Source organism: Pseudomonas sp. GW456-L12, assembly GCF_059424045.1.
In genome coordinates, this window is record NZ_JBWKZA010000018.1 from 1 (window position 1) to 11,687 (window position 11,687).

Genomic DNA, 11,687 nt, shown 5'->3' on the forward strand with positions numbered 1-11,687 from the left:
CCGCTGACGGCGCCCTGGGGCAAGGTCGGTCAGGCCGTCAAGGCGTGCCGAACATCGCGGTCCAGTAGATGCCGGCATCGCTTTTCGGATCGACCGCATAGGACGCGCCCAGCTCGCGATACTGCGGGTTCATCAGGTTGGCGCAATGGCCGGGGCTGGCCAGCCAGCCATCGACCACCTTGCGCACGCTGTCCTGGCCGGCGGCGATGTTCTCGCCGATCTGCTGGCCGGCATAGCCCGCCAGTTCGGCGCGGTCGCCGGGGGTGCGACCGTCGCGGTCCTTGTGATCGAAGAAGTTGTGATTGGCCATGTCCCGGGTATGGTCCTGGGCCGCGCTGGCCAGGGTGGCGTTCCAGGCCAGCGGGGTGGCGGCGGCGAAGATCTGGTTGCCGCACTGGCGCGGCTGCGCGCGGGCGCTGTTGAGGCTTTCCAGAAGCTTCTGGCCTTCTGCCTGCCAGTCGCCGAGGCGCGCGGTCAGCAGTGGCCGGGCGAGGACGATGCGCCATTCCTGGCCGGTGCGGCTGACACCGATATCGACGAACTGCGGGTCCAGCACCACCTGGCAGAAACTTTCCTGCACCGCCTTCATGGCCGCCTGGGCATTGCGCGGTCCGGACAGGCTGATGGCCTGCACATTGACCATCGGGTAGGCGCTGCTGGCCAGGGCCTGTTGCAGATTGCCGATGCTGTTGGCCGGCAGCACCAGGCGCGGGTCGGCGGCCAGCGGCGGCAGTTCCTGGGACACCTGGCCGGCGCAGCGCTGGACCTGGCTGCGGTAGCTGTTGATCGATGTCACCAGTTGCGTCTCGTCGCTTGCCACGGCGGCGGTGGCGAACGCCATGCTCAGCGACAACAGGGTCAGCGGCAGAACGGAGGATAGGCAGCGCATGTAGGTCTCCCTTGAGCGAATTGCGCCCATGATGCGCGATTTTGCCCCGTTCGGCGCAAGGTCTTTTTGCCGAAAACCGGCGCCGTTATCCGTCCTTGCCGTTGCCGGCGCGGTGCAGGTTACGGGCAGACGGCGGCGAACTACACTCAAGTCCAGTCGCTGCCAGCCGGCAGGCTGGCGGCGGCTTTCCCGTGCCCGGATCGGGCTTTTGGCGAAGGTACGAGCATGCGCCCGACAGCGATTGCCGGCGGTTTTCTGATCCTCCTGTGCGGGGGGCTGGCAATGGCCGCGGGTGAAACAGCGGACCCCGAAGTGGCGCAGGACAAGGCCCAGGTCCTGGAACAGAAAGCCGCGGACCAGCAGCCGGCGCCACGCAGCGAAACCATTACCCCTCCCGAGGCCCAGGCGGTGGACCCGGCGGGCGCCGCGCCGCTGGACGACGCCATTACTTGCCTGGCGCGCTCCATCTACTGGGAAGCCAAGGGCGGGGCCGCCGCCGACATGGAGGCCGTGGCCAGCGTGGTGCTCAACCGGCTCGGCCATGAGGGGTTTCCCGATACGGTGTGCGCGGTGGTCAAGCAGGGTTCGGAGCAACGTGCCTGTCAGTTTTCCTGGTGGTGCGACGGGCGTGCGGATCAGGTGAAGGAAGATGAGCCCTACGTCGCGGCCAAGGAAATCGCGCGCAAGGCGCTCAACCAGCAACTCGCGGACCGCACCCACGGCGCCCTGTATTTCCATGACCGGCGCGTGCGGCCCGATTGGGCCAGGCAATACCGCAAGACCGCCGAGACCGGCAAGTTCCTGTTCTACAAGCCGCAAGGCGACAGCGCCCGTTAGCCCGGTTTACCCAGGCCATCTGTAGGAGCGAGCTTGCTCGCGATAGCGTCCGTGCTGACACGCCGCATCGCGAGCAAGCTCGCTCCTACAGGAACTGCGTCAAATTCGCGGGCGGAGTATCATGCCGGCCCGCCGCCGACGCCTGCTGTCCCAGGCGTGCCGCAACCTTTGGAGCCCACCGCGCAATGCCGATCATCAGCCACTTCCAGACCCCGTGCCCGGAAGCCGTCAACAGCCAGATCCTGCAAATGGTGGTCGACTACCTGACCGACATCAGCGCGGTAGCGATCCCGCCCAGCAACCTGCTGTACAACATCTACCAGTACGCCATCGGCTTTGAGGTGCATCTGTATCTGCAGGCCCTGGACGGCTCCCGGGGCATCGCCGTGGAACTGCTGGTGGCCACTGACGAGGACGACCCGCAGCAGGTGCTGGGTTTTGTGCTGTACCTGCCGGTCAAGGACGATCCCGAGGCGTGCGGCGTGGCCTATATGGCGGTGCGTGCCAGCCATCGCCGGCAGGGGATCGCGCGGGCGCTGCTGGCACGGATGCGCGAGCGCTACCCCCATGCCGAACTGACCTGCGCGGCGGGCAAGGTGGCCTGGTTCGAAGCGCTGGGCTTCCAGGTGCTGGGCGTGCGCGGCCCGCAGGTGCTGATGAACACCCGCGATCACGCCACCGACGGCTTGATGGGCTTGTTGGACACGGCGCCGATCTATCGATCCCTGGAGGTGCGGCAGATTCACAGCTACCTGCTGCAAAAGCATGGCAAGCGGGCGATGCTCGATGCCGAAAAACAGCGTGACCGCCACCTCGACCAGATGACCCGCAACGCCCAGGCCCTGGTCCGCGAGCGCCTGGGGCAGGGCTGAAGCCGCTCGGTTTCACCTGCCAGGTTTCAGCCGCCAGACCCCTGGTACCGGGCGGTCAGGCTGCTTGTACTGGTCGGCGGCCATGATCGACGGCGTCAGGGAAATCCCCGTGAGCAGGCAGATGGCCGTGAGCGGCACCTTCTGCTTCTGGAAGGTGTTGGCCAGGTCCTGGACGGCTTCCTTGACGTTGAGGCCGAACTCCTTGATGACCTCGCTCTGATCGAACAGGAATCCGTAGGCCAGCAGCTCCGGGGTGCGCGATTCGTCCTTGGGCACTATGACGATTTTCCAGAAGCGGGTCGGGTAGCGCACCGGGCCCTTGCCGAAGTCCTGTTCCACGCAGGAGGTCTGGTCCAGTACCGGGCCGGCGAAGATGATCGCCTGGCCGCCGCCCGTTTCGATCTGTTCGGCCAGCTCGTTTTCGAAGTAACCCCAGACCCCTTTGCGATTGCGGTATTCGGCACCGTCGGGCGATTCCTGGTTGAACAGCTCGTGCTGCGGCGTGCAGTTGGTCCAGTGGTAGGTGTCGGCGTTGGCGTACTCGGTATCGAGCCCCGGCTGCCCCCAGCAGCTGTCTTCGCGGCGCACGATATGGCCACGATCGAAGTTGCCGGCCGGCCCGTAGATATCGCCGTTGGTGAGCTGGTAGCGGCTCGGCACCCGGCGGTCGAGGCGCCAGCTTTCGCCACCGTACTTCTTGCGCGCGCGGGTATCGCCACGGACCTCGGGCCGGTAGTCGACATTGCAGGCGGTCCACATCGGCATGCGGTAATCCTTGTTCATCACCAGTGAATAGTGGTGGTAGGGCAGGGCCAGCGGCGCCTTGTCATCCAGGCCGGCAAGCGGCACTGGCGGTACGTTGCGGGCCGAGGCGAGGTGTTCGCGGTAGTCGCCGACCCGGTAGAGCTGGGCCAGCCGCATGCCCTCGATAGCGGGCGGCGGGACGGGCACCCCAAGAAAATCCGGGTCGTAGCCTTTGCGGGCGGCGTAGTCGAGGTCGAAGGTCAGGGTCTTTTCCAGCGCCGCGGCTGCCGGAGCCGGCGCGGCAGGCACCGGCTCGGCAGGCGCCAGGTTGAGGATGGGCATGACGCTGGCCGGGCTGTCCGCGGCGTGGCTGACGATGTTGATGGTGGTGGGGCCGGAGATATGAAAGATGTTCTGCGACATATCGGGCGCTCCTGGGCGGTGTGGTGCCGCGGGCAGGGTTTCGTTGGTGCTGAGCACGGCTAGCGGGTCGGGGGTCAGCTCCATGAGCTGGGCCAGCAGCTCGGCCGGCCTGCCACTCAGTTGCAGGGCCTTGAGCGCGCCAATGATGCTGCTGACCCGGGTGCCCTCGTTGGCCACCCAGTCCACCGTGCTTTCCTCGTCCCCTTCGGCGTTCCAGATGCTGTGGTCGATCTTGAGGATGTTGCCGGCTTCGTCGGTCCTGGGGATGCCGCAGTGGTGCAAGGCGATCAGCTCCCAGTTGTCGCTGAACACCGGGGAGCCGGAAGCGCCTTCGGCGGTGTCGGTTTCGTAGTGCAGGAAGCCCTGGTCGAGGATGTCCAGCAGCCGGTTGTGGGTGGTGGCGTACTGGCGCGGGCCGCCATCGGGGTGCTGGATGATGTTCATCGGCCGGCCACGCAGGGTCTTGCCGGTGGCTTCGATCAGGCGGATGCAGCCGTAGTCCGACAACGCCTCGCCGCGTGAGCCCTGCGTGGAGATGGCCACCAGGCAGAAGTCCAGCGCCTCGTCGGCGAAGTAGAACTGGTCCGGCTGCAGGTTGAAGTAGGTGCCTTCGTTGATGCCGCGCTCCTGCCTTTCGTAGAGAAAGTTGGCGGCGCAATCCACGGCATCCACATACCGAGGGAACACATGCTGGTTGGTCAGCAACAGGCTGGGCGAGACCAGGAAGCCTGTGGCGAAACCCTCGACCACCGTGCCCGGGCGTGGCGCATTCACCAACCGCGCCACCGGCCTTGCCGCCTGGCGGGCGGCCTCGCTGGGGGCGTAGAAGGTTGGGTCCCAGGTGCCGATCCGGCGTTCCAACCCGGCCCGGGTCAACAGGGCACGGGCGTTCTCGCGGGCGATCCACTTGGCCAATTGCTGCGGTGAGTCGCCGGCGCCCGGGCCCAGTTCGCGGATGCGCGACTGCGATTCGCTGCGTGCTCCGGCCTGCTGGTTCCAGCGTTGCAGGGCTTTGGCCATGTTGCTTCGGCGGGCAGTGGCAACGGCATCTGGCGTCTTGCTCATGGGCAGCTCCTGGCGAGTACGGGATTCCTTTCAGGCTAGCCATTTGAGCGTAGACAACCAGCGCGCTAGCAGACGGCTGGCGGCATGCCGGCTCGTCGGATCCACCGGCCTTTACGCGCCTTTGCCGGCGCGCTCCTGCAAGCGTTCCAGCAACACCTTGGCCACGCCCTGGGCCGAGCCCGGGTTCTGCCCGGTCACCAGCTCGCGGTCGATCACCACGTTCTCGCTCCATGGCGAGCGGTTGCTGCGGTACAGGCCGCCGGCCTGTTCCAGGGCGGTTTGCGGGTAGAAGCGCATGGCGCCGCCACCCAGCAGGCCCTTGGCCAATTCCTCTTCCTGGTTGCTGATCACCGTGAACCGGTAGCCGGCGTAGATCCAGCCCGGGGCGCTGGCCTTGCCGCCGCTGGCCAGTTGCCGGGTGAAGTCCTGCGCCTGGGGCAGGGTCGACAGCAGGGCGATCGGGCCGTGGCAGACCAGGGCGGTGGTCTTGTTGTTCTGATGGAAATTGCTCAGCAGCCGGCCCAGCTCGGGGCTGTGCAGCAGGTCCTGCATCGGCGCGTGGCCGCCGGGCACATACAGCGCATCGAAATGCTCGTAGCCGATCTGCTCGACCCGGGCCAGGCTGATCACCGGCGATTCGCCGGGGGAAGTGATTTTCAACTGGTCGAGCAGCGCCTGGTGCGCCTGCAGCGCGGCGACATCGTTGTTGAAATGCATCTTGTCGGTGGACGAGCGGTCCAGGGTCGGCGCCTTGCCCTGCGGGGTGGCGAAGGTCACCGAGTGGCCGGCGTCGAGCAGCTGTTTCACCGGCTGCATCAGTTCGTTGAGGTAGAAGCCGGTGGCAAACACCTTGCCGTCCTTGAGGTCGAGGTGGTCGGCGTCCGAGAGCACCACCAGGACGTTTGCGGCCTGGGCGTTGAAGGTGGCGGCGGTGATGCTCATGGCAAGAGCGAGGGTGCTGAGTGGGTGCATGGCGGTTTCCAAAGTGTGAGGTCAGGGAGCCGGCGGTGGCCGACGGGTGATTCACTGTATTCATGCCTTTGTGGGCGATAAACTCGCGCCACTGGAAATCACTTGTTCCCTGGAGATAAAGGTGAGCCGTCGATTCGATTATCTGGCTGACGTCGAGGTATTCGTCAGCGTGGTGGAAAAGGGCTCGTTGAGCGCCGGTGCGGTGGCCTTGGGCACCACGCCTTCAGTGGTCAGCCGGGCGATTTCCCGGCTGGAGGCGCGCCTGGGCGTGCAGTTGCTACGGCGTACCACCAGGCGCCTGAGCCTGACCGAAGCCGGCCTGTTGTACCTGGAGCAGTCGCGGGCGGCGTTCGAGCTGATCGACGGCGCGGAGCGCAGCATCCAGGGCCAGGACGGCGAGCTGAATGGGCGGGTGCGCCTGAGCGTGCCGACCACCTACGGCCATTACCGGCTGCCGGCGCTGCTCGGCGGCTTTGCCCGGCACTACCCGCAGGTGCGCATCGAGCTGAGCATCAGCAACCGCAATGTCGACCTGGTGGCCGAGGGTTACGACCTGGCGATCCGCCTCGGGCCACTGCCCGACAGCGGCCTGGTCGGGCGCAAGCTGGAGGACGCGCCGCTGTGCCTGGTGGCGTCCCCCGACTACCTGCGCCGCGCCGGCACGCCACGGCGCCTGGAGGACCTGGCGGCCCATGCCTGCCTGCCGTTCATCATGCCCAGTAGCGGCCGGGTCGGTGCCTGGCTGCTGCGCGAGCAGGGGCGGGACCTGGAGTGGACGCCCCAGGCGAATATCCAGGTGGCCGACGATGTGCTGGGCATCGTGTCCCTGGCCGAACACGGCATGGGCATTTGCCAGACCTACGAATTCATCGTCCGCGAGCGGATCGCCAGCGGCCGCCTGGTGGAACTGCTGCCGCAGGCGAACGGTCGTTCGCGGCCTTTCTCGGTGATCTACCCACCGCACCGCCAGCTGTCGGCGGCGGCGCGGGCCCTGATCGATCACCTGACCCAGGCTGTGGCGCAGTGACAGGCCGGCTGGCCATCAGTCCCGCCGTTGCTCGGGAGAAGGATTAAAAAAGCGCCAACTCCCGTGGGGTAGGGGATTTACTGAGAATCAGGCGCTGATTACAATGATAATCATTGCTATTCATGTCCTTCCCTCCCTTGAGTGCACACCTTGAAGTCATCCTGTCCGCGTGCCCGCCGTAAAACCCTGATCAAACGCCTGTTGCCGACACTGTCCTGTTGTCTGGTCGCCAGCCCGCTGTGGGCACAGGAGGCGGTCGAACTGCCGACCACCGATATCCAGGCCGATCGCCTCAGCCAGGACACCGGCTACACCACCTCGCAAGCCAGCACGGCGAGCAAAAGCAATGTGCCGATCAAGGAGGAGGCGCAGTCGATCAACGTGGTGACCCAGCAGACCCTGGCCGACTATCAGGTGCACTCGCTGAGCGACGCGATGAAGTTCGTCAGCGGCGTCAGCCAGGGCAACACCCTGGGCGGCTCCCGGGACTCGCTGGTCAAGCGCGGTTTCGGCACCAACGACGACGGCTCGATCCTGCGCGATGGCGTGCGTTCCAACCTGGGGCAGAACTTCAGCGCCACCACCGAGCGGGTCGAGGTGCTCAAGGGCCCGGCGTCGATGCTCTACGGCGCCCTGGAACCCGGCGGCCTGGTGAACATCATCAGCAAGCAGCCGCAGTATTCCCAGAGCACTACCCTCAGCGGCTCGGCCTACAGCGAAGGCGGCGGCAGCATGGCCCTGGACACCACCGGGCCGCTGGGCGATACCGGCCTGGCCTACCGCCTGATCGCCGAGCGCGGCCATGAGGACTACTGGCGCAACTATGGAGTCAACGAGCACACCCTGGTGGCGCCATCGCTGACCTGGACCGGCGAGCGCGCCAGCCTGACCCTGAACTACGAATACAACGACTACTCCAGCCCCTTCGACCGCGGCACCGTGTTCACCAACGGGCACCCGGCGGACATCGACTACGACAAGCGCCTGGACGAACGCTGGGCGAAAAGCGTGGGCATTCGCGAAGTGGCCAGCGCGCGCTTCGAGTACCAGTTGAGCGACGCCTGGAAAACCCGCGTCACCTACGGCTGGAACAACGACCGCTACAGCCTGTCGATCGCCCAGCCCAACAGCCTGACCGGCAACACCCTGCGCCGGGCCGCCAACGGTGCCCACTACGACGATGAAACCCGCTACGCCAGTTGGGACTTCATCGGCCAGCAGGAGCTGTTCGGCCAGCGCCACGACCTGCTGGTGGGCGTCGACAGCGAGCACTCCGACCAGTACCGCGGCAAGACCTACCGCAACACCGTCCAGGGCGGTTTCAACATTACCGCGCCGGTCTACGGCAATCTGGCCGAGCCGAGCCTGGTCAGCGCCGCCCAGAGCAACCTGCGCAACCAGCTGACTTCGAGCTCGCTGTACTTCAAGGACAACTGGCATTTAAGTGAACAGTGGATCCTGGTGTTCGGCGGTCGCCAGCAGCATTACGACCAGTACAGCGACCAGGGCCTGGGCAAGAGCTACAAGGTCAACCGCGACAGCAACGGCGACACCTTCGTGCCATTCCTCGGCCTGGTGTTCAAGGCCACCGACAGCCTGTCGCTGTACGGCAACTACAGCCGTTCGTTCAAGCCCAACACCGACGTCGACGACGCCGGCAACACCTTCGATCCGGAAGAGGGCCGCAGCTACGAGGTGGGCGCCAAGTACGATCCGCTGCCGGGCCTGAACATCAACCTGGCGCTGTACGACATCGAGAAGAAGAACGTGGTGACCACCACCACGGTCAATGGCGTGAGCCTCTCGGAAGCCGCCGGCAAGGTCGGCTCCCAAGGCGTGGAACTGGATGTCACCGGGCGCATCGCCGAGCGTTGGGACCTGATCGGCACCTACGCCTACAACCACACCGAGATCCTCGACGACCCGAGCAATGAAGGCCACCGCCTGGCCAACGCGCCCAAGCACACCGCCAGCCTGTACCTCAGTCATCACCTGAACGTACCTGCGGAATTTGGTGCCTGGCATGCGGGCGGCGGTGCCCGTTATGTCGGCGAGCGCGCGGCCAACAACGCCAACGACTTCTGGCTCAGCAGCTACACCGTGGCCGATGCCTTCGTGCGCTGGGAATCGCCGCTGTTCGGCTACCAGACCAGTTTGCAGTTCAACGTCGACAACCTGTTCGACAAGCAGTACTACCCGTCGTCCACCGGCAGCCAGCTGCAGGTCAACGTCGGCGAGCCACGCACCGCACGCCTGAGCGCCAGCGTGACCTTCTGACAACCCCCGGACCGCTGCGCGTCGCCCTGCGGGGTGGCGCGTCGGCGGCACTCGTTTTGCCGCTGCCTTTATTCCCCCCGAACATTTCACTCTTCATGGCATTCCCGCCAATCTCCCGGCTTTGCCCACCCGCGGCCCGACTCCCCGCGGCCCGGCGTCAAGAAAGCCCTGGCCCGGTCGATAGTTGAAAGGCGAATTGGGCTATTTGCCACTATCGTTGCTGACTGAACCGCTCGCCGAAAGCGGTCACCCCGTTTTGCCCTCTGCCGTTTTTCTTCCCGCCCCGTACATGGAGTAAGAGTGCATGGCTTTCCCCCCACGTTTTCTCGAGCATTACCGTAAAGCCGACCGCATCATGATGGGCCTGATCTGGCTGATGTTCGCCTATGCGCTGGGCCTGGCGTTCTGGCACGACACCTTCACCCAGGCGCTGCTGGTGGGCGGTGGCACCACCCTGGTCCTGAGCCTGCTGTACCGCGCCATCAGCGGCACGCGCCTGATGCGCTGCTGCATCGCCATCGGCTTCATGCTCATGGCGGCGCTGCACATCAACCAGGCCAAGGGCCTGATCGAAGCGCACTTCGGCATTTTTGTGCTGCTGGCGGTGCTGACCTTCTATCGCGACTGGCTGCCGATCCTGCTGGCAGCGGTGACCATCGCCCTGCATCACGTGCTGTTCCATGTGTTGCAGCACCAGGGCTTTCCTGTCTACGTCATGGCCCATCACGGCGGTTTCGGCATGGTGGCGGTGCACGCCTTCTATGTGGTGGTGGAGACGGTGATCCTGCTGTACCTGGCCCTGCACAGCCATGCCGACGCGGTGGAGAGCCAGGACATGCTGGACAAGATGCTCGCCGCCACCTCCCAGCTGACCGTCGAGGTTCATCAGGGCGAAAGCGCCAAGGTGCATGTGTCGCTGGCCCAGCGTTTCGACCACTTTATGCAGCAGATCACCGCCCTGGTGGATGGCGTGGTGCGCGACACCCACGGCTTGCGCGAACTGGGCCAGGACCTGGCGAAAACCAGCCAGACCCTGGAGCAGGGGGCCCAGCACCAGTTGACGGAAATCACCCAGATGACCGGCTCCATGCAGCGCATGGGCGATGCCATGGGCGACATCGCCGTGCATGTCGAGCAAGCGGTCGAGCGCGCCGGCCAGGCCAGCGCGCAAATCAGCCGCGGCCAGCAGAGCGTCGATCGTGCCCAGGCGGAAATCACCCAGTTGGCGTCACGCATCAACGGCACCAATGAAACCGTGCAACGCCTGGCGGGGCAGGCGCAGCAGATCGGCAACGTGCTGGAAGTGATCGGCAGCATCGCCGCCCAGACCAACCTGCTGGCCCTCAACGCCGCCATCGAGGCCGCCCGCGCAGGCGAAGCCGGCCGTGGTTTCGCCGTGGTCGCCGATGAGGTGCGTAACCTGGCCCAGCGCACCGCGCTGTCCACCCAGGAAATCAAGACCATCATCGAAGCCCTGCAACAGGGCAGCCGCCAGGCCGCCGAAGCCATGCACGACAGCCACGAAGGCGCCCAGCGCTGTGTCGAAGACAGCCGCCAGGCCTCGGCGATGTTCCAGGCCGTTGGTGCCGACATCTCCCATATCGACCAACTCAACGGCCGCATCGTCAGCACCACCCGCGAACAATCCAGCGCCAGCCTCGACATCGTCGGCCGCCTGCACTCGGTCCAGGCCATCGCCCAGAACACCGCCGACGACATGGGCAACCTGGCCCTGAGCAGCCAGCGCCTGCCACCGATCGCGATCCGGTTGGAGGCGTTGGGGCAGACGTTTCACAAGTAACGGGGGAGGGACGCCTGTTTGCCGATAGGCAGCGGGCGCCATCACTGCTGCTGGTTCGCAGGCCCTGACTGGAGTCCGGACTACAGGTCATTCAGACCGGTCAACGTCAATCTCAGAGTTCTCCAAGTTTCCAAGGGCGAGCCGTTTCGCCAACTTGAGATATCGACAACCTGAGTGTCGTTACACCGAAACATCACATCGACATTCACGGAGATGGATGACGTTTATCAATGAAGAACAACATCACTGACTTTACCGAAGACGAATTTGTCAGCTATCTGAAAGAACTGCTCACCGCTAACAAGACCGCAACCGACGATGTACTTGACGACCTTCTAGAGAAGTTCTGCGAGATTACCGGTCATCCAGACGGCACCGATTTGATTTACTACCCGGAGGACGGTTCAAGGGGAACCGCTGAAGACATCACGCGCGTTGTGAAAGCATGGCGTGCCGCGCATGGTTTGCCGGGCTTCAAGGGTTAAGGTGCTTATGAAAAACAACTTCTCTGATTACACAGAGTCCGAGTTCATCAAGCTTTTGGAGGAGCTTCGTAGAGCAGACGAGGAAGATGAAACAGACGCTCGTGCGGACGTGCTTTTGTTGCACTTCAAGAAAGTCAGCCAGCACCCGGCAGGCTCCGACCTCATCTACTACCCCGAAGAGGGTGCAGATAACTCGCCCGAAGGTGTCACGCAAATTGTAAAAGCATGGCGTGCCGCGCATGGTTTGCCGGGCTTCAAGGCGGGATGACTTAGCTGGTTGAGCACCAAGTAGAAA

Annotated in this window: 10 protein-coding genes; 7 read left to right on the plus strand and 3 right to left on the minus strand. The window is 64.9% G+C overall.

Annotated features, from left to right (window positions below):
* Positions 1 to 37: 37 nt before the first annotated feature.
* Positions 38 to 889 carry a CAP domain-containing protein gene (locus tag AC07Y9_RS20880; RefSeq protein ID WP_053261951.1) on the minus strand — a complete coding sequence of 284 codons (852 nt, stop codon included), beginning with the start codon at positions 887 to 889 and terminating at the stop codon, positions 38 to 40.
* Positions 890 to 1,114: 225 nt separating this feature from the next.
* On the opposite strand from AC07Y9_RS20880, the gene AC07Y9_RS20885 reads away from it, so the two are divergent.
* Together AC07Y9_RS20885 and AC07Y9_RS20890 are read left to right on the plus strand one after the other, a co-directional pair.
* On the plus strand, positions 1,115 to 1,726 hold the full coding sequence (locus tag AC07Y9_RS20885) for a cell wall hydrolase (RefSeq protein ID WP_053261950.1): 612 nt from the start codon (positions 1,115 to 1,117) through the stop codon (positions 1,724 to 1,726).
* 185 nt (positions 1,727 to 1,911) lie between these two features.
* Positions 1,912 to 2,598 carry a GNAT family N-acetyltransferase gene (locus AC07Y9_RS20890; protein ID WP_102680708.1) on the plus strand — a complete coding sequence of 229 codons (687 nt, stop codon included), beginning with the start codon at positions 1,912 to 1,914 and terminating at the stop codon, positions 2,596 to 2,598.
* 12 nt (positions 2,599 to 2,610) lie between these two features.
* Here AC07Y9_RS20890 and AC07Y9_RS20895 read toward each other — a convergent pair whose 3' ends face one another.
* Together AC07Y9_RS20895 and AC07Y9_RS20900 are read right to left on the minus strand one after the other, a co-directional pair.
* Positions 2,611 to 4,830, minus strand: a complete 2,220-nt coding sequence (locus tag AC07Y9_RS20895; RefSeq protein ID WP_102680709.1) for a DNA/RNA non-specific endonuclease — start codon at positions 4,828 to 4,830, stop codon at positions 2,611 to 2,613.
* Positions 4,831 to 4,941: 111 nt separating this feature from the next.
* Positions 4,942 to 5,802, minus strand: coding sequence for a type 1 glutamine amidotransferase domain-containing protein (locus AC07Y9_RS20900; protein ID WP_102680710.1), 861 nt, complete (start codon positions 5,800 to 5,802; stop codon positions 4,942 to 4,944).
* A 121-nt stretch (positions 5,803 to 5,923) separates the two neighbouring features.
* Here AC07Y9_RS20900 and AC07Y9_RS20905 point away from each other — a divergent pair, with 121 nt between their 5' ends.
* From AC07Y9_RS20905 to AC07Y9_RS20925, 5 genes are all read left to right on the plus strand, one after another.
* Positions 5,924 to 6,829 (plus strand): LysR family transcriptional regulator, encoded by a 906-nt coding sequence (locus tag AC07Y9_RS20905; RefSeq protein WP_102680711.1) that lies wholly within the window; start codon positions 5,924 to 5,926, stop codon positions 6,827 to 6,829.
* A gap of 150 nt (positions 6,830 to 6,979) precedes the next feature.
* Entirely contained in the window at positions 6,980 to 9,106 is a 2,127-nt protein-coding gene (locus AC07Y9_RS20910) for a TonB-dependent siderophore receptor (RefSeq protein WP_102680712.1), read from the plus strand.
* 304 nt (positions 9,107 to 9,410) lie between these two features.
* A complete protein-coding gene (locus AC07Y9_RS20915; RefSeq protein WP_102680713.1) occupies positions 9,411 to 10,907 on the plus strand; it encodes a methyl-accepting chemotaxis protein in 1,497 nt (498 codons plus the stop codon).
* 230 nt (positions 10,908 to 11,137) lie between these two features.
* Positions 11,138 to 11,392: a bacteriocin immunity protein gene (locus AC07Y9_RS20920; protein ID WP_101338550.1), complete on the plus strand. Its 255-nt coding sequence runs from the start codon at positions 11,138 to 11,140 to the stop codon at positions 11,390 to 11,392.
* Positions 11,393 to 11,399: 7 nt separating this feature from the next.
* Positions 11,400 to 11,660 (plus strand): bacteriocin immunity protein, encoded by a 261-nt coding sequence (locus AC07Y9_RS20925; RefSeq protein WP_101338549.1) that lies wholly within the window; start codon positions 11,400 to 11,402, stop codon positions 11,658 to 11,660.
* Positions 11,661 to 11,687: the final 27 nt, after the last annotated feature.